Origin of the sequence: Rhodoplanes sp. SY1, assembly GCF_046000175.1 — a bacterium.
Taxonomy (GTDB): domain Bacteria; phylum Pseudomonadota; class Alphaproteobacteria; order Rhizobiales; family Xanthobacteraceae; genus Rhodoplanes.
In genome coordinates this window covers 20,371-37,795 of sequence record NZ_JBEOMB010000044.1, presented here as the reverse complement: position 1 = coordinate 37,795, position 17,425 = coordinate 20,371, and the positions used below count along the sequence as shown (strand labels likewise).

The 17,425-nt window shown below is 68.9% G+C and carries 15 protein-coding genes and 1 pseudogene; 1 reads left to right on the top strand and 15 read right to left on the bottom strand.

What is annotated here, in order from left to right:
• Positions 1-3: 3 nt before the first annotated feature.
• The 15 genes and pseudogenes from ABTU92_RS12565 to ABTU92_RS12495 all read right to left on the bottom strand — a co-directional run bounded on the left by ABTU92_RS12565 (position 4) and on the right by ABTU92_RS12495 (position 15,996).
• Positions 4-1,021: pseudogene (locus ABTU92_RS12565) on the bottom strand (FAD binding domain-containing protein).
• A gap of 2 nt (positions 1,022-1,023) precedes the next feature.
• Positions 1,024-1,662, bottom strand: a complete 639-nt coding sequence (locus ABTU92_RS12560) for a (2Fe-2S)-binding protein (RefSeq protein ID WP_408091060.1) — start codon at positions 1,660-1,662, stop codon at positions 1,024-1,026.
• Between the two features lie 335 nt (positions 1,663-1,997).
• Entirely contained in the window at positions 1,998-2,822 is an 825-nt protein-coding gene (locus tag ABTU92_RS12555; protein WP_408091058.1) for a sugar phosphate isomerase/epimerase family protein, read from the bottom strand.
• Between the two features lie 72 nt (positions 2,823-2,894).
• Positions 2,895-3,722, bottom strand: a complete 828-nt coding sequence (locus tag ABTU92_RS12550) for a sugar phosphate isomerase/epimerase family protein (RefSeq protein WP_408091056.1) — start codon at positions 3,720-3,722, stop codon at positions 2,895-2,897.
• Complete coding sequence (locus tag ABTU92_RS12545) at positions 3,722-5,230, bottom strand: tripartite tricarboxylate transporter permease (RefSeq protein WP_408091055.1); 1,509 nt, start codon at positions 5,228-5,230, stop codon at positions 3,722-3,724. Before ABTU92_RS12545 ends, ABTU92_RS12550 begins: the two co-directional genes overlap by 1 nt.
• 12 nt (positions 5,231-5,242) lie before the next feature.
• Positions 5,243-5,758: a tripartite tricarboxylate transporter TctB family protein gene (locus tag ABTU92_RS12540; protein ID WP_408091053.1), complete on the bottom strand. Its 516-nt coding sequence runs from the start codon at positions 5,756-5,758 to the stop codon at positions 5,243-5,245.
• A gap of 75 nt (positions 5,759-5,833) precedes the next feature.
• Entirely contained in the window at positions 5,834-6,838 is a 1,005-nt protein-coding gene (locus tag ABTU92_RS12535) for a Bug family tripartite tricarboxylate transporter substrate binding protein (protein ID WP_408091051.1), read from the bottom strand.
• A gap of 162 nt (positions 6,839-7,000) precedes the next feature.
• Positions 7,001-8,509 carry an enolase C-terminal domain-like protein gene (locus ABTU92_RS12530; protein ID WP_408091049.1) on the bottom strand — a complete coding sequence of 503 codons (1,509 nt, stop codon included), beginning with the start codon at positions 8,507-8,509 and terminating at the stop codon, positions 7,001-7,003.
• Positions 8,510-8,941: 432 nt separating this feature from the next.
• Positions 8,942-10,069: a Gfo/Idh/MocA family protein gene (locus tag ABTU92_RS12525; protein WP_408091110.1), complete on the bottom strand. Its 1,128-nt coding sequence runs from the start codon at positions 10,067-10,069 to the stop codon at positions 8,942-8,944.
• A 275-nt stretch (positions 10,070-10,344) separates the two neighbouring features.
• Positions 10,345-10,998, bottom strand: a complete 654-nt coding sequence (locus tag ABTU92_RS12520; protein WP_408091108.1) for a TetR/AcrR family transcriptional regulator — start codon at positions 10,996-10,998, stop codon at positions 10,345-10,347.
• A gap of 132 nt (positions 10,999-11,130) precedes the next feature.
• On the bottom strand, positions 11,131-11,826 hold the full coding sequence (locus ABTU92_RS12515) for an ABC transporter ATP-binding protein (protein WP_408091106.1): 696 nt from the start codon (positions 11,824-11,826) through the stop codon (positions 11,131-11,133).
• A 127-nt stretch (positions 11,827-11,953) separates the two neighbouring features.
• Positions 11,954-12,715, bottom strand: a complete 762-nt coding sequence (locus ABTU92_RS12510; protein ID WP_408091047.1) for an ABC transporter ATP-binding protein — start codon at positions 12,713-12,715, stop codon at positions 11,954-11,956.
• Positions 12,708-13,715, bottom strand: coding sequence for a branched-chain amino acid ABC transporter permease (locus tag ABTU92_RS12505; protein WP_408091045.1), 1,008 nt, complete (start codon positions 13,713-13,715; stop codon positions 12,708-12,710). The genes ABTU92_RS12510 and ABTU92_RS12505 overlap by 8 nt, the downstream gene beginning before the upstream one ends.
• Position 13,716: 1 nt before the next feature.
• Positions 13,717-14,640 carry a branched-chain amino acid ABC transporter permease gene (locus tag ABTU92_RS12500; RefSeq protein WP_408091043.1) on the bottom strand — a complete coding sequence of 308 codons (924 nt, stop codon included), beginning with the start codon at positions 14,638-14,640 and terminating at the stop codon, positions 13,717-13,719.
• A gap of 168 nt (positions 14,641-14,808) precedes the next feature.
• The gene (locus ABTU92_RS12495) at positions 14,809-15,996 is read right to left on the bottom strand and encodes an ABC transporter substrate-binding protein (protein WP_408091041.1); all 1,188 of its coding nucleotides are present in this window, start codon (positions 15,994-15,996) and stop codon (positions 14,809-14,811) included.
• A gap of 260 nt (positions 15,997-16,256) precedes the next feature.
• On the opposite strand from ABTU92_RS12495, the gene ABTU92_RS12490 reads away from it, so the two are divergent.
• A complete protein-coding gene (locus tag ABTU92_RS12490; protein WP_408091039.1) occupies positions 16,257-17,324 on the top strand; it encodes a nitrilase-related carbon-nitrogen hydrolase in 1,068 nt (355 codons plus the stop codon).
• The last annotated feature ends 101 nt before the right edge of the window (positions 17,325-17,425 follow it).

Genomic DNA, 17,425 nt, shown 5'->3' with positions numbered 1-17,425 from the left:
CGGTCAGGCGTTCAGGCGGACGGCGTCGAGCAGCGCACGCACCAGCGTCGCGCGGCCGAGCGGCACCTTGTAGGCGTTGTGCTCGCGAGTCTGCGCGCCGGCGAAGGCGGCCTCTGCGGCGGCCTCGGCCGTGGTCTCGTCGAGGCGCCTGCCCTTCAGTGCCTCCTCGGCCGCGCGGGTCCGCCACGGCACCGTGGCGACGCCGCCGAGGGCGATGCGGGCCTCGCGGACCGTGCCGTCGTCGGTGAGGTCGAGCGCGACGGCCGCCGAGGCGAGCGCGAAGTCGTAGGACTCGCGATCGCGAACCTTCAGATAGAGCGAGCGCCGTGTCCACGCGCCCGACGGCACCACGATCGACGTGATCAGCTCGCCGGGCGCGAGCCGGGTCTCGATGTTCGGGTCGGAGCCCGGCGGCGTGTGCAGCTCGGCGAGGCTCAGCGTGCGCCGGCCCTGCGGGCCGGTGATCTCCAGCATCGCGTCGAGCGCCACCAGGGCCTGGGCGAAGTCGCCCGGATACGTCGCGATGCAGGCGTCGCTGGTGCCGAGCACGGCGTGCTTGCGGTTGACGCCCTCCATCGCGGCGCAGCCGGAGCCCGGCTCGCGCTTGTTGCAGGCCGACCAGCTCACATCGCGGAAATAAGGGCAGCGGGTGCGCTGGAGGAGATTGCCGCCGAGCGTCGCCATGTTGCGCAGCTGCTGGCTCGCCGCGAGCTCGAGTGCCTGAGCGATCACCGGATAGTCGCGGCGTACCGCCGGGTGATCGGCGACCTGCGCCATGCGGGCGAGCGCGCCGAGCCGCAGGCCGTCGCCCGACGCCGCCGTGGCGATCGGCGAGCGGATTGATGTCAATCACGGTGGCGGGCCGCATCACCTCGATCTTCATCAGGTCGAGCAGCGTGGTGCCGCCGGCGACGAACTGCACGGGCGCCTCGACGTGACTGCGCCCGGATGAACTCGCGTGTGCCGCCGCCTGCGCCGCCGCCTCGAGGCTCTCGGCACGCTGGTAATGGAAGGGCTGCATGGTCAGGCCCCCATCTCGGTCTTCGCCTGCCGGATCGCGGCGACGATGTTGGGATAGGCGGCACAGCGGCACAGATTGCCGCTCATGAACTCGCGGATCTGCGCGTCGTCCGTCGCGTGACCCTCCTTCACGCAGGCGACCGCGGAGAGGATCTGGCCCGGCGTGCAGTAGCCGCACTGGAAGGCGTCGTGATCGACGAAGGCCTGCTGCATCGGATGCAGCTTGCCGTCGGGACCGGCGAGGCCCTCGATCGTCGTGATCTCGCGCCCCTGCGCCATCGCGGCGAGCGTCAGGCAGGAGAGCACCCGGGTGCCGTCGAGCAGCACCGTGCAGGCGCCGCACTGGCCCTGATCACAGCCCTTCTTGGTCCCGGTGAGCCCGATGTGTTCGCGCAATGCATCGAGGAGCGTCGTGCGGACATCCAGCGCCACGCGATGGCCCTGCCCGTTGATCGTCAGGTTGACGTCGAGCGGCCGGCGCAGGTCCGTGCCCGGCGCGGCGGCCTCGGCGCGCACCGGCGCGCCGCCGAGCAGCGGGACCATCGCACCGCTCGCCGAGGCGCCGAGGAAGCTGCGGCAATCGAGGCCGGCCGGGCGCGCGGAGGCGCGCGCCTCGGGTCGCCCGGAAGGATCGGGGGTCATGGGAACTCCGTCGCGTTCTTGAAGCTCGCGCCGGTCCCGGCCGGCACTCGTCGTCTAGAACGTCTCGAAGCTCACAAGGTTCGGCTGGCCTGCCGGCGTCATCACGACCGGGCGTTCAGTACAGACTTTCACACACCCCTCATGGTGAGGAGCGGCCGCAGGCCGCGTCTCGAACCATGTGGCTCCGGCACGGTCTGCACGAAGGTATCCGGCTCGTGAATGGGCCACCCTCGCCCTTCGAGACGCCCGCTGCGCGGGCTTTTCAGGGTGAGGGTGGACAAGCACGTCGCGGTTGGAGCGACGCCGAACAGGGACGGAACGAGAGATCGGTTTGCTCAGCACGCGCTGGCAAAGCGCTTCAGGCAGGTCTCCAAGACCTCGTCGCCGGGCTTCTTCCACCAGTCTTCCGAGGAGAAGATCTCGACTTCGTGGTAGCCGGCGAAGCCGGCATCCTCGATCATCTTGGCGATCGCCGGCAGATCGATCACGCCGTCGCCCATCATGCCGCGGTCGAGCAGCATGTCCCTGGTCGGCACCAGCCAGTCGCAGATGTGATAGGCGAAGATGCGCTTCTCGCGGCCGGCACGGGCGATCTGATTTGCGAGATCCGGGTCCCACCAGACGTGATAGGCATCGATCGCGACGCCGACGTCCGGCCCGAGCCTTTCGCACAGATCCAGAGCTTGGCCCAGCGTGTTCACACAGGCGCGGTCGCCCGCATACATCGGGTGCAGCGGTTCGATGGCGAGCGGCATCTTGGCGGCGCGGGCGTGCGGCAGGATCGCGGCCATGCCGTCGGCCACCATCTCGCGGGCGCCGGCGATGTCGCGCGAGCCCTTGGGCAGGCCGCCGACCACCAGCACCAGGCACTCGGCCCCGATCGTGGCCGCCTCGTCGATGGCCCGGCGGTTGTCGTCGATCGCCGCCTGCCGGCCGGCCGCGTCCGGCGCCGGGAACATGCCGCCGCGGCAGTAGCCGGTGACGTCCATGCCGTGGTCCTTGATCACCTTCGCGGACTCCTGCAGCCCGAACGCGGCGACCTGATCACGCCACGGGTCGACGGCCTTGATGCCGTGACGGGCGCAGGCCGCGACGGCCTCGCCGAGGTTCCACTGCTGGCGCACGGTGGCGAGATTGATCGACAGGCCTTTGTTGGACATGGCTGAACCTGAGGTGATTTGTTCGGGAGGTGGCGCGATACGCGACGAGTGCGCGCGAGCGCCTGGAACGGGTCAGGGGATGGCTTCGAGAAGGGCGCGGACATAACCGGCGGCACGCGCCGCGCAGGCGGGGCCGTCCGGCTCGTAGACGAAGGGCTCGACCCCGATCACGTCGCGCCAGCCGACCTCGCGCAGCGCCGCGACGATGGGCGCGAACGCCAGATCGCCCTCGCCGGGGCCGCGACGGTTCGGGTCGTTGAAGTGGACGTGGCCGATCAGGCCGGTCGGGATCCACCGGCGGATCAGGTCCGGGATCGGCTCCACCTCGGTGACGGCCGAGGACGAGCAGTCGATCATGGTCTTCAGCGCCGGACTGCCGACCGCGGTCACGATCGCAGCAGCCTCCGCGACCGTGTTGATGCAATTCGTCTGGCGCCTCGACAAGGGCTCGATGCAGTAGACGACGCCGGCGGCCGCAGCAGCAGGTGCCACCGCCGCGAAGGCGTCGGCGGCACGCTCGCGCCCCTCGGCCTCGGCGCCCGGATCGAGCCTGCGCTGGTCCGGCGAGCCGTGGATCAGCACGCCGGCGCCGAGATCGTGCGCCAGCTCGCACAGGCGCCGCATCACCTCGATGCTCTTGTCGCGGACACTCGCGTCGGTCGTCGTGATCGACAGGCCGGCCGGCGCCCGCATCAGATAGTGCAGACCCGTGATCGCGATCCCGGCGTCCGCGGCGGCGCGGCGCAGCGTGGCGCGCTTGGCCGCCGGCATCAGGTGCGGCGCGTCGGAGAGCGTGAACGGGGCGATCTCCAGCCCGTCGTAGCCGACCGCGGCGGCGAAGCCGCACTGCCGATCGAACGGCAGCGCGGCGATCACCTCGTTGCACAGCGCGATGCGCATCAGGCCTTGTTCCAGCCGAACAGCCGCGCCACGCCGCGCTGCACCGCCGGGATGGCGCCGAGGATCACCAGCGCCGTGGTGATCCACAGCACCGCCGAGATCGGCCGGGTGAAGAACGGCGTCATGTCGCCGTCGGCGAGCACCAGGGCGCGCCGCAGGCTCTTGTCCAGGATGTCGCCGAGGATCACGCCGAGCACCAGCGGGGCCATCGGGTACTTCATCTCGCGCAGGATGAAGCCGAGGATGCCGAAGAACAGCGTGACATAGATGTCGAACAGCCGCAGCGTGATGGCGTATGGGCCGATGACGCACAGCACGAACACGACCGGCATCAGCCGCTCGCGCGGCACCTTGAGGATCTTCAGGAGCGGCCGGGTGAGGAGGATGCCGAAGATGCCCATCGCGAGGGTCGCCAGCACCACCATCCAGACAACCTGGAAGACGAAGTCCGGGCTCTCGATCATGATCATCGGGCCCGGCCGCATGCCGTGGATCAGCATGGCGGCGAGCAGCACGGCGGCCGGCGCCGAGCCCGGCACGGCGAGCGTGAGGGCCGGGATGATGGCGCCCGGGATGGCGGCGTTGTTGCCGGTCTCGGCGGCGCACAGGCCCTCCTTCGAGCCCTTGCCGAACTGGTCCTTCTCCTTGCTGGCGCGGCGCGCCGCCGCGTAGGAGATCCAGGCGCCGATGTCCTCGCCGACGCCGGGGATGATGCCGACCGCCGTTCCGATCAAGCCGGAGCGCACCACGGTGCGTCGATAGTGCCAGAGGTCCTTCCAGCGCGGCACCACGTGATCGACCACGCTCGTCGCCATCTCGGCGGCGCGGTTGCGCATCACGGTGAGGATCTCGGCGACCCCGAAGGTGCCGACTAGCGCGGGGATGAGCGCGATGCCGCCGGACAGCTCAGACCAACCGAAGACGAAGCGCTCCTCGGCATGGATGCCCTCCTGGCCGATCATCGCGACGAACAAGCCGAGGAAGCCGGCGATCCAGCCCTTCAGCGCGTCGTCGAACGAGCACATCTGGCCGGCGATGACGACGCCGAAGATGGCGAGCCAGAAATACTCGTAGGACTGGAAATCGAGCGCGATCTCGGCCAGCGCCGGGGCGATGATGGCGAGGAACAGCACGCCGATGAAGGTGCCGATCATCGACGAGGTGGTGGCGAGGCCCATCGCCTCGCCGGCGCGGCCGGCCTTGGCGAGCGGGAAACCGTCGAGCGTCGTCGCGGCGTTGGCCGGCGTGCCCGGGATGTTGAGCAGGATGGCGGAGCGCGAGCCGCCGTAGATGGCGCCGACATAACAGGAGATCAGCACCAGGATCGCCTGCTCGGGTGCCATCTTGTAGGTCAGCGTCGTCAGCAGCGCGACGCCCATGGTGGCGGTCAGGCCGGGCAGCGCCCCGATCGTGATCCCGACCAGCGTAGCCCAGCAGACGTTGAACAGCGTGGTGAAGTTCGCGAACGTCTCGAACGCGGCGAACAGATGCCCCAGTCCCTCGAACATGATCGATAACCTTTAAGGAAGCCGGACGAGGAACAGCGTCTCGAACATGTAAGGGATGAGGCCCGCCGCCAGCACCGCGATCAGGGCCGCGATGGCGAGCTTGCGGCCGCGCGAGGCCCAGGCCTCGTTCCGCTCCCATTCGAAGGCGACGATGAACACGAACACGAACAGGCCGGTGGCGAACCAGAACGGCGTGTGGCCGACCAGCACGACCGCGTAGACGAAGCACAGCACCGAGCACAGCGTCAGGCGGCGCCAGGCGGCGCGGCGCTCCTCCGGCGTCTCGTCGTCGAGCCGAATCTGCGGGCCGAACGCGCCGGCGAAGGCCGAGCGCAGCGCCAGCACCAGGCCGAGCAGCGCGATGACGGCTCCGAGCAGGCCGGGCACCAGACCGGGCGCCGTCCACGGATTGATGTTGCGCTCCTCGAGCCGCGGCATTCCCCACGATTCGGCGAAGGCCGCGACGCCGAACACGACCAGGATCACCCCAGTGATCAGGTCGGCGCGGGCGAGAGGTCGGGTGTGCATGGATCCTCGCGAGACAGGCTGGGCGTGATGCGGGGCGGGCCGGGCCCGCCCCGCCGCGTGATCGATCGGGTCCGATCAGGGCTTCGGAATGCCGACGGTCGCGGGATCGACCTTGGCTTCCTTGCGCTCCCACAGGCCCCAGGCGAATTCCTGGATGGCCGGCATGACGGCCTTCTTGGCCTCCTCGCCGTAGAGGGCCGCGACGATGGCGCCGCGCTGGGTGGCGTACTTCTTCAGCGCCTCGGACTTGCCGATCTTGTCCTTCCAGATCATCTCGAGCGTCGTGACGACCTCGGCCGGCGTGCCCTTCGGCACGAAGATGCCGAAGTAGTTGTCGGTCGCCTTGTAGGCCGGGAGCTGCGACGAGATGGTCGGAATGGTGCCGACACCTTCGAGCTCGAGCGGCTTGGTGCTGAACACGCCGAGCGCGCGCAGGCGCTTGGCGCGGAGCATCTCGGCCTGCTCGACGGCGAGCTGCGTGGTCGCCTGGGTCTCGCCGCCCGCGGTGGCGATGACGGCCGGGTTGCCGCCGTCATAGGTCACCTGGCGGGGCTGCACGCCGGCGGCCTGGGCGAAGGCCCCGAGCGCGGCGCCGCCCGAGGAGTTGATGCCGGCGGTCGCGACCGTGACGCCGTTCGGCTTCTCCTTCATGGCCTTGACGATGTCGTCGAGCGTCTTGAACGGGGTCGCGGCGTTGACGCCCATCACCGACGCGTTGATCACGCCGAGGAACAGGTGCCAGTCGTCGAGCTTGGTGTTCAGGAGCCCGGTCACCGGATAGGTGCCGAGGTCCTTGGCCGCGCCGGAGGCGAACATGTAGCCGTCCTTCGGGGCCTCGAGCACCGACTTGGTGCCGATCGAGCCGGACGCGCCCGGCTGGTTGACGATGACGACCGTCTGGCCGATCGCCGCCTCGATCTCCTTGCCGAGGAGCCGCACGACCTGGTCGGTCGAGCCGCCGGCGCCCCACGGCACCACGACGGTGATCGGCTTGGTGGGCTTCCACGGATAGGTCTGGGCGTCGGCGACGCCCGTGAGGGCGAGGACCGCCGCGGCGGCCGCGAGCAGGGTTCGTTTCATTCGAGGTCTCTCCCTTTGTGTCGTTGGTGGGGACGTGGTCGAGGTGACGCGCTTCTGCCGGCGCGCTTCGGGGGCTCCTTTACGCCGGCATCGTGACGAGCGGCCCGGGGGCGGCCGGCGGCAGGGAATTCGATCGCACGGTGGACATCCTCTCTTCGAACGTCACACCGACACTGGTTTCTGCGCGGGTGTTTCGGCGCGCCCCGACACGGCCGTCGGCAGCCCGGCAGGCACCACCATCGGCCGCATCGCGGCGAGATCCGGCATGGCGCCGACCGCGAGGCCCGGGGCGCTCGCGATCGAGCCGAGCGACACGGCGCCGTCCCGGATGGCGAGGCGCGCGCGGCCGTTCGTCCGGGCATACAGATCCGAGTGGGCGACGAGGAACCGGCCCTGCTCCTCGTCCGAGGCGCCGGCCAAGCCGTCGACATAGTGATGCCCGTTGCGCTCCACATGGGTCATGCCCACGAGGGTCGCGAGCGCGAGATCCTGCTGCACTGCGACGCCGGCCTGCGTGGTGAGATCCTCGGCCGACATGAAGGCGCGCGCAACCCCCGTCGCGCCTTCGCCGGCGTTCCAATGGTCGACGCGGGCGCGATTGATCAAGGCGCGGTAAAACCCCTTGCACGACTTCGCGGAGATTCCACGGTAGCCGAGTTCGCGGGCGCGCGGGAAGACGTCGAGATCGCTGTCCGATTCGTCGACCTCGACGGGCACCAGCGCGGCGAGGGCATGCACCGGCTCGGCGAGCGCACGGGCGCGGCCGATCGGCTGCTCGATGTGCCGGGTCGAGGCCACCATGCGGGCGAGCCGCGGCGTCTCGCCCATGCGGCGCCACAGCGCCACCACGGCATCGACCGCGTCGTACTGCTCGTTGCCGTCGAGCGTGACGACGTAAGGGTCCGCGATCGCGTCGATCACGGCGGCGATGCCTTCGAGCCGCGCGATATCGGCGGCGATGTCGCCCGACACCTTCAGCTTGAAGTGGCGGTGGCCGTAGGCGGCGACGACCTCCTCGAGACTCTCGGGCAGACCGTCGTCGAGCCTGTGGCCGGCCGTCTCGGCGCGGGTGAGCGCATCGACCATGCCGACCGTGTGGCGCACGAAGATCGACGGCGCGGGCTTCAGCCCGGCGAGAAACGCGTCCAGATCGAAGCCGGCGAGATCGGGCGCGCCCTGCGCCGTGAGGCCGACGCGGTTCGCCGCCACCAGGGCGAAGGCCGGGACGTCCTCGATGCGGGCGAGCGCATCGAGAATCGCGCGCTCGATCTCGGCGATGCCGAACGAGGCGACGAGCCCGTTCAGCCCGGCCGCCGCGCAGGCCGCGCGATGCGCCGGCTCGATCGCCGCCGACAGGCCGAAGGCCGTGCCTTCACCGGCGTCGAGAAACTGCTCGCGCGCGATCGCGAGCGACGCGCGGAGCTGGTCGAAGTTCTGCTCGTTGGTGAGGGTGGGCGCCTTGTCGAACCATTTCGGCACCATCAGCTGGGCGGCGATGCCGTCGCCCTCGCGCCCGTCGGCGAGCCGGATGCGCACCCTGGTGAAGACCTGCGGCGCCTCGCGCAGCGTCACCACGCCGAACCGGAACGGCAGCCGCAGCGTGACCGGGCGTTCGAGGAAGTCTGCCGCAAGGAGGCGCAGGCGCGGCGCATCGGTGCTCGCCTTGCTCATCGCCGGCTCCCGCCCGCGCGGCGCGCCGCCGCGCCGGGCGCGGCCGTGTCACGAGGTCCATAGATGCGCCGCCGACAAGACCCGAGCACGGGCAGCTCCTCTCATCTAATAACCAACTGGTTACATCTGGACCGAGAGTGTCGCAAGGCCCGAAGCCGCCCCGCCCGACAAGATCCGCCATGCGGACATCGCAGGCGACGCGTCACAAAGTCCCGACGCGGCGCGGAGATGTGCTGCGCTGCGAAGCGCCTGTGGAATCCTACCATCCGTAGTTCTGCGAAGCACAACGGGACCGACCGCAAAGACGACGATGGCCGGGACGAGCCCGGCCATCACGATCTCGGCTTGGTGGTGGTCAACTCCGTCGTCCTTCCGGGGCGCGCTGAAAGCGCGAACCCGGAACGACAGCGAGCTGATCGAGCAGAAGCCGACTCACACCGTCAGCTTCGGCACGTCGAGCCAGCGGCGCTCCTGCCAGCTCTTCAGGCCAAGCTCGGCGAGCTGAACGCCCTTGGCGCCTTCGAGGAGGCCGTGAGCCCACGGCCCGTCGGCGACGACGTAGCGGATGAAGTTCTCCCACTGGATCTTGAAGCCGTTGTCGTACTCGAAATTGTCCGGGACCTCCTCCCACTGGTCGTAGAAGTTCATGGTCTGCGGAACGTCCGGATTCCAGATCGGGCGCGGCGTGTTGACCCGGTGCTGGGTCCAGCACTTCGAGAGCCCGGCGACGGCCGAGCCGTGCGTGCCGTCGACCTGGAAGGTGACGAGGTCGTCACGCCGCACGCGCACGCACCAGGACGAGTTCATGTGCGCGATCACGCCGCCCTCGAGCTCGAAGGTCGCGTAGGCGGCGTCGTCGGCGTCGGCCACGTAGGTCTTGCCGTTCTCGTCGACGCGGCTCGGGATGTGGGTGGCGCCGAGGCAGCTCACCGCCTTTACCTCGCCGAACAGATTGTCGAGCACGTAGCGCCAGTGGCATAGCATGTCGAGGATGATGCCGCCGCCTTCGGCGAGCTTGTAGTTCCAGCTCGGCCGCTGCGCCGGCTGGCCCCAGTCGCCCTCGAACACCCAGTAGCCGAACTCGCCACGCACCGAGAACATCCGGCCGAAGAAGCCGGCCTCCTTCAGCTTGGCGATTTTTCGCAAGCCAGGCAGGAACAGCTTGTCCTGCACGACGCCGTGCTTGATGCCGCGCTCCTTGGCGAGCTTGGCGATCGCCAGCGCCTTGTCGACCGTGTCGGCGATCGGCTTCTCACAATAGATGTGCTTGCCGGCCGCGATCGCCTGGGTGATCAGATCGGCGCGCGCCTGCGTGGTCGCGGCGTCGAAGAAGATGGTGTCGTCGGGATTCTTCAGCGCCGCGGCGAGGTCCGAGGTGGTGCGCTCGATGCCGTACTGGCGGCCGAGCGCCGCGACCTTCTCGGCGTTGCGGCCGACCAGGATCGGATCCGGCATCACGCGATCGCCGTTGGGGAGCACGACGCCGCCCTGCGCCCGGATGGCGACGATGGAGCGCACCAGATGCTGGTTGAGACCCATGCGCCCGGTGACGCCGTGCATGATGATGCCGAGCTTCTTGGTGGCCACTTGCATGCCTCGCCTAATGTGAAAAAACGCGATGACGGTCCTCGCCGGCAGGCGCCGTAAGTAACCGCCTGGTTACAAATCACCACGATGCCGGGAGACCGTCAAGCGCCTTGTCACATTCAAAAATGCAGCCCGGCGTCGCGCCTCGGCATGGCTATCGGACGCGCCGACTTCGCTGCGCTGCAACATAACCTATCGAGATCGATGATCAGAGACTGCAGGTTACGGCGACCGGCTCGGCGCGCTGCTCACGGCCGCAGATAGGCGAGCACCACGTCCTCGATGTGCTTCCCGCGAGCGTCGAGGCTGGTCGGATCGTCCATGCTGCGGCCGAAGATGGTGGCGAGCGTGTAACGGTTGGAGAGGTAGAAGAAGCCGAGCGACGCGATCGAGATGTAGAGCTGCACCGGATCGATGCCGGGCCGGATCACGCCCTTCTCCGCCCCGCGCGCGAGCTGATGCGACAGGGTGGCGACGAGCGGCGAGTGGAGGTCGCGGATGCGGGACGACTGCTTGAGAAATCGCGCGCGATGGAGATTCTCGGTGCCGAGCAGGCTGAGAAACTCCGGATGATCGATGAAGTAGCGCCAGGTGAAGCGGACCAGCTCGCAGATCGCGTCGAGCGGCTCGCGGTCGCCGAGATGCAGGTCGCCCTCGGCATGGCGGATCGCCGAATAGGTCGCCTCCAGGACCGCGACGTAGAGCCCCTCCTTGCCACCGAAATAGTGGTAGATCATCCGCTTGTTGACGCCGGACCGCTTGGCGATGGTGTCGACGCGGGCGCCGGTGAGGCCCTTGGCGCGGAACTCGTGCGTCGCCGCTTCCAGGATTGCGGCGCGGGTGCGGACAGGATCGCGCGGGCCGGTCGGCCGTTTCGGGGGGACGGCTTTCGGGGGATCCATCTCGGAAGAAGTCGCGTCCATGGCCTCGCCTGCGGCGGAGTCGCGCTGCCGCCCGGGCGCACCATACAGCATTGTTCTCCTCTGCGGCACTCGCTCGCGCGGGATCACACCTGCAGATCACACCTGCGCAGATCACACCTGCAGCCAGCGCTGGCGCACCGTCTGGTCGGCGGCGAGTGCCGCCGACGACCCGGTCCACACGACGTGGCCCTTCTCCAGCACGACGTGCCGGTCGGCGAGCCGCGTCATGGCGTCGAGATGCTTGTCGACCAGCAGGATCGCCTGCCCGTCCTGCTTGAGCCGCCCGAGACCGCGCCAGATCTCGGCCCGGATCAGCGGGGCGAGACCTTCGGTCGCCTCGTCGAGGATCAGCAGGCGCGGATTGGTCATCAAGGCGCGGCCGATTGCCAGCATCTGCTGCTCGCCGCCCGAGAGCTGGCTGCCGAGATGGCCGCGCCGCTCGGCGAGTCGCGGGAAGAAGTCGTAGACACGGTCGAGCGTCCAGCGGTCGCCGAAGCGCGCCGCGGCGGTCGCGACGAGATTTTCCCGGACCGTGAGAGTCGGGAACACCTGCCGTCCTTCGGGCACGAGGCCGAGCCCGAGCTGGGCGATGCGATACGGCGGCAGGCCGGCGACCGGACGGCCGTCGAGCGAGACCGTGCCGCCGGTCGGCCGTATCAGGCCCATGAGGGCCCGGATGGTCGTCGTCTTGCCCATGCCGTTGCGGCCGAGCAGCGTCACCACCTCGCCGGCCGCGACCGTGAAGCCGACGTCGAACAGCACCGGCGTCTCGCCATACCCGGCCTGGAGGTTTTCCACCGTCAGCATGGGGCGCCCCGGCATTCCGACGTCGTCATGCCCGGCCTTGTGCCGGGCATCCACGTCTTTGCGTCGCGCCAAGGCGTGGATGGCCGGGACAAGCCCGGCCATGACGGAGGATGGAGCGAAACACCGCTCATCGCTCGAACTCGATCTCGTCGCCGAGATACGCTGCGACGACCTGGGGGTCCTCGCGCACCTCGTCGGGGCGGCCGCCGAGCAGGATGCGGCCGTAGATCAGCACCGAGATGTGGTCGGCGAGCGCGAACACGGCGGTCATGTCGTGCTCGACCAGCATCATGGCGAAGCGACCTTTCAGCCGGCGCAGCACCGTGATCAGGCGCGCCGTCTCCTCGCGGCCGGTGCCGGCCATCGGCTCGTCGAGCAACAGGAGCTTCGGCTCGGTGACGATCGCCATGGCGAGCTCGAGCGCCCGCTTCTCGCCGTGCGAGAGATGGCCGGCCGGCACGTCGGCACGCTCGGCGAGGCCGACCTCGGCGAGCGCGGCCATCGCGGGCGTGTTGAGCGCCGGCTCGACGGCGGCGTCGCCGAACAGACGGAAGCTCGAGCCGGCGCGCGCCTGCACGGCGATGGCGACGTTCTCCAGCGCCGAGAAGTTCGGCAGCACCGAGGTGATCTGGAACGTGCGGGCGAGCCCGCGCCGCGCCCGCTCGTGCGGGGCGAGCCGGGTGACGTCGTGGCCGGCGAACAGGATCTGGCCGGAATCGGACGGCAGCACGCCGGAGATCTGGTTGATCAGCGTCGTCTTGCCGGCGCCGTTCGGGCCGATGACGGCGTGCAGCTCGCCGGGCGCGACGGCGAGGTCGACCGAGTCGGTGACGACCAGGCCACCGAACTGCTTGCGCAAGCCCCTCAGCGCGAGGATCGGCTCAGCCACGGCGCAGCCTCCGACTCACGGCGGCGGAGAGCGCCGTCCCGATGCCGATGAGGCCGCCGCGCACGAACACCACGACCAGCACCAGGAGCGGCCCAAAAATCATCTTCCAGTGCTCGGTCAGGCCGGCGAGCCATTCCTCCAACAGCAGGAACGCGGCGGCCCCGACGATGGCGCCGTGCAGTGTGCCGAGCCCGCCCAGCAGCACCATGATGATCAGCTCGCCGGAGCGCTGCCACGACATGTAGGCCGGGCTGACGAACTCGGTCGCGTTGGCGAGCAGGAACCCGGCGAGCCCGCCGATCATGCCGGCGATCACATAGGCCGCGAGTTGGAAGCGGTAGACCCGGTAGCCGAGCGTCGTCATCCGCAGCGCGTTGTCCTTGGCGCCGCGCAGGACGCGGCCGAAGCGCGAGGCGACGAGGGCGCGGCAGAACAGGTAGACGGCGATCAGCACGGCGAGCACGACGTAGTAGAAGGCGACCGGCCGGTCTAGCACGGCGAGACCGAACAGCGTCGTGCGGTCGTGAATGGTGAGCCCGTCGTCGCCGCCATAGGGCGCGAGCGACGAGGCCGTGAAGAACGCCATCTGGCCGAAGGCCAGCGTGATCATGATGAAGTAGACGCCCTTGGTGCGCAGGCAGACGAGCCCGGTGACGAAGGCGAACAGGCCGGAGGCGAGCAGCGCGGCCGGCAGCGCGACCACGAGGTCGTTGGTCTCGTGCGCATCGAGGATGCCGACCGCATAGGCGCCGATGCCGACGAAGGCCGCCTGCCCGAACGTCACCAGCGCCGCGTGCCCGATCAGCAGCTCGACCGACAGCGCCGCGATGGCGAAGATCATCACCCGCACGAACAGATCGAGCAGATATCCGGCCGAAAGCGCGAGCGCGCCGGCGGGCAGCAGCGCGAGCAGCGCGAAGAGGACCAGCGGCAGGACGACACCGCGGCGCGGCCGCCGTGCCGGCGCAGCCGTCTCGTCCGAAACCGCGGCCAGCGTCATCTCAACGGCCCTTCGCCGGGAACAGCCCGGTCGGCCGGACATACAGCACCACGGCCATCAGGAGATAGATCAGCATCGAGGCGAGCGCCGGGCCGACCGTGCGGGCCGTCGAGGACGACAGGAACAGCCGCAGGATGTCGACCGCGAAGGAGCGGCCGAGCGTGTCGACGAGGCCGATCAGCAGCGCGGCGACGAAGGCGCCGCGGATCGAGCCGATGCCGCCGATGACGATCACGACGAAAGCGAGAATGAGGATCGTGTCGCCCATCCCGGGCTCGACCGAGAGAATCGGGGCGATCATGATGCCGGCGAAGCCGGCCAGCATGGCGCCGAAGCCGAACACCAGCGTGAACAGGCGGCGGATGTCGACGCCGAGCGCCGAGACCATCTCGGGGTTGGTGGCACCCGCCCGCACCAGCATCCCGACCCGGGTGAACGACACGAGCCCCCACAGCAGCACCGCGACCGCGATGCCGGAGCCGATGATGACCAGCCGCCAGACCGGGTAGAGAAGGCCGGGGGCGAGCGCGACAGAGCCGGTCAGCACCTCGGGCACCGGCAGCGACAGGGGCGCGGCGCCCCAGACGTATTTCACGGCGCTGTTGAGGAACAGGATGATGCCGAAGGTCGCGATCACGTGGTCGAGGTGGTCGCGCCCGTAGAGATGGCGGAACACCACGGCCTCGAGCAGCAGCCCGAACACCAGGGCGGCGGCGAGCGCCAGCACGAGGGCGGCGACGAAGCTGCCGGTCAGCCCGTAGAACATCACGGCGAGATACGCGCCCAGCATGTACTGCACGCCGTGCGCGAGGTTGATGAAGTCCATCACGCCGAACACGAGCGTCAGCCCGGCCGCGATCAGGAACAGCAGCACCCCGAGTTGCAGGCCGTTGAGGACTTGGACGACGAGGAGCGTGGTGGACATGAACAGGTCGGATGCGCTCGTTTCACCTCCCCCTGGAGGTGTAGGGTGGGCAAAGCGAAGCGTGCCCACGCCGTTGATGTCATGCCGGACCACGGCGGTCCCGCGGCGTGGGCACGGCGCTCGCGCGCCTTTGCCCACCCTACGGCGTCGTGTCCGGCGGCCGCCGCCTCACTTCATTTTGCAGCTGCCGACATAGGAGTCGGCGTAGTCGTCGAAGACCTTCGAGACGATCTCGGTCTGGAACTTGCCGTCGGGGCGCTTGGCGACCTTGGTCAGGTAGAAGTCCTGGACGGGATAGTTGTTGGTGTTGAACTTGAAGTCGCCGCGCAGCGAGGTGAAGTCGGCCTTCCGCAGCGCCGCCCGCAGGGCGTCGCGATCCTTGGTGTCGCCCTTGGTGGCCTTCAGGGCACCGTCGATCAGCATCGCCGTGTCATAGGCCTGGAACGCATAGGTCGCCGGCACGGCGCCGAACTCCTTCTCGTAGGCTTCGACGAACGCCTTGTTCTTCGGGTTGTCGAGGTTCGGGGCCCAGTTCGACCCGGCGAAGAAGCCGAGCGCGGCGTCCTGCTGGGCCGGCAGCGTCGACTCGTCCACCGTGAAGGTGGAGAGCACCGGGATCGTCTCGGCGAGCCCGGCCTGGCGGTACTGCTTGACGAAGTTGACGCCCATGCCGCCGGGCAGGAACACGAAGACGACGGAGGGCTTCGCCGCGGCGATCTTCGACAGCTCGGCCGAGTAGTCGAGCTGGTTGAGCGGCACATAGACCTCGTCGACGACGTCGCCCTTGAACCAGCGCTTGAAGCCGGCGAGCGAATCCTTGCCGGCCTGGTAGTTGGGCGCCATGATGAAGGCGGTCTTCATGCCCTTGTCCTGGGCGTACTTGCCCGAGACCTCGTGCATCTGGTCGTTCTGGTAGGACGTGACGAACAGGTTCGGGTTGCAGTCGCGCCCGGCATAGTTCGACGTGCCGGCGTTCGGGCTGATCAGGATGGCGCCGCCTTCGGTGGCCGGCTTCACGATCGCCTGCAGGATGTTGGAGAACACCGGGCCGACCACGAAGTCGACCTTGTCGCGCTCGACCAGGGCCTTGACCTTGCCGACCGCGACGTCCGGCTTGAGCTCGTCGTCCTGCACCAGCACCTCGACCTCGCGGCCGCCGAGCTTGCCGCCCAGCTCCTTGACGGCGAGCTGGAAGCCGTTGCGGATCTGCTGGCCGAGCACGGCGGGCGGGCCCGACAGGGTGGCGATCACGCCGACCTTGAGCTTCTCCGGCGCCTGGGCCTGGGCTTGGGCCGGCAGAGGCCCGACAAGGGCGCAGGCCGCGACGGCGGCGAGCCACGAAACGGTTCTGGTCATCGCAACTGGTCCTCCGGAAACGGGATCGGCACGGGGGCGGAAAGGGAGACGAAAGCGCCGGCCGCCGAGATAAGCCGGTCGGCCGCACGGCGTTCAAGCGAAAAGTGCAGGCCGGGACGCAGTATCGTGTCCCCCCACGCTCCCATCCTGCCCTCGGCTTGCGCGACTGGGGCGAAAAGCGCAATTTCCCGCCCGGACGCACCGTCCCGGCCCGTTCGGGGCCGTTCCCGGTCCGCGCGGGGCCGGAGGGGGAGCATCGCATGATCGAGCCTTACAACGCGGTCGGCCTCATTCCGACCTTCTGGGGCATTCGCCGCCGCGAGGACATCAAGCACAACATCGAGCATTTGAAGAGCCTGACCAAGGCGGCCTTCTGGTTGTCCAATCTCGACATCCCGGTCCGCCTCCTCGCCATTCCCGAGGGCGGCCTGATGGGCTTCAACGACGAGGTCCTGGACGTCGACCACGCCGAGTTCGCCAACACCTGCGCGATCGACATCCCGGGCCCGGAGACCGACTGGGTCGGGGCGCTGGCGCGGGAGTGGAACGTCTTCATCATGGCGCAGGCGAAGGCCCGCCATCCGGACTGGAAGGACCGCTTCTTCAACGTCGGCTTCATCGTCGATCCGGACGGCGAGATCATCCTCAAGCACTACAAGCTCGGCGCGCTGCTGCCGGTCGAGCGCTCGGTGTCGCCGCACGACATCTACGACTGGTGGATCGAGAAGTACGGCCGGACGCTGGACGCCTTCTGGCCCGTCGCCGACACCAAGATCGGCCGGCTCGGCATCATGATGGCGATGGAGGGCTCGTATCCGGAGAACGGCCGCGGGCTCGCCATGAACGGCGCCGAGGTGGTCTACCGCGCCTCGCTGCCGGCCCCGTTCACCGAGAACGACTTCTTCGAGATCACCAATCGCTGCCGCGCGCTCGAGAACAACATGTATATCGTCGCGCCCAACATCGGCAGCTATCACCTCTATCCGGAGGGCAAGGTCGGCATCGACGCCGGCGGCGGCCAGTCGATGATCGTCGACTATCGCGGCCAGCTCGTCGGCAAGCAGCGCGACACCAACGGATCGACCTTCGTGTCCGGCGTCATCAACATCGAGGCGCTGCGCCACCACCGCGAGAGCGCCCAGGTGACCAACTGGCTCAAGGACGTGCGCACCGAGCTGGCCCAGATCATCTACGAGAAGCCGGTCTATCCGAAGAACATGTACATGGACAAGATTCCGGCCAAGCACGCCGACTACAAACGCGACGTGATCGACAAGCAGGTCGCCCTGATGCAGGAGCGCGACATCTGGAAGAAGCCGTCGCGGTGAGCGGGGCGGCACGCTTCACCTCTCCCCGGCGGGGAGAGGTCGACGCGCGAAGCGCGGCGGGTGAGGGGGTGCCGAGCCCTCCATCGACGCCTACGCCCCTC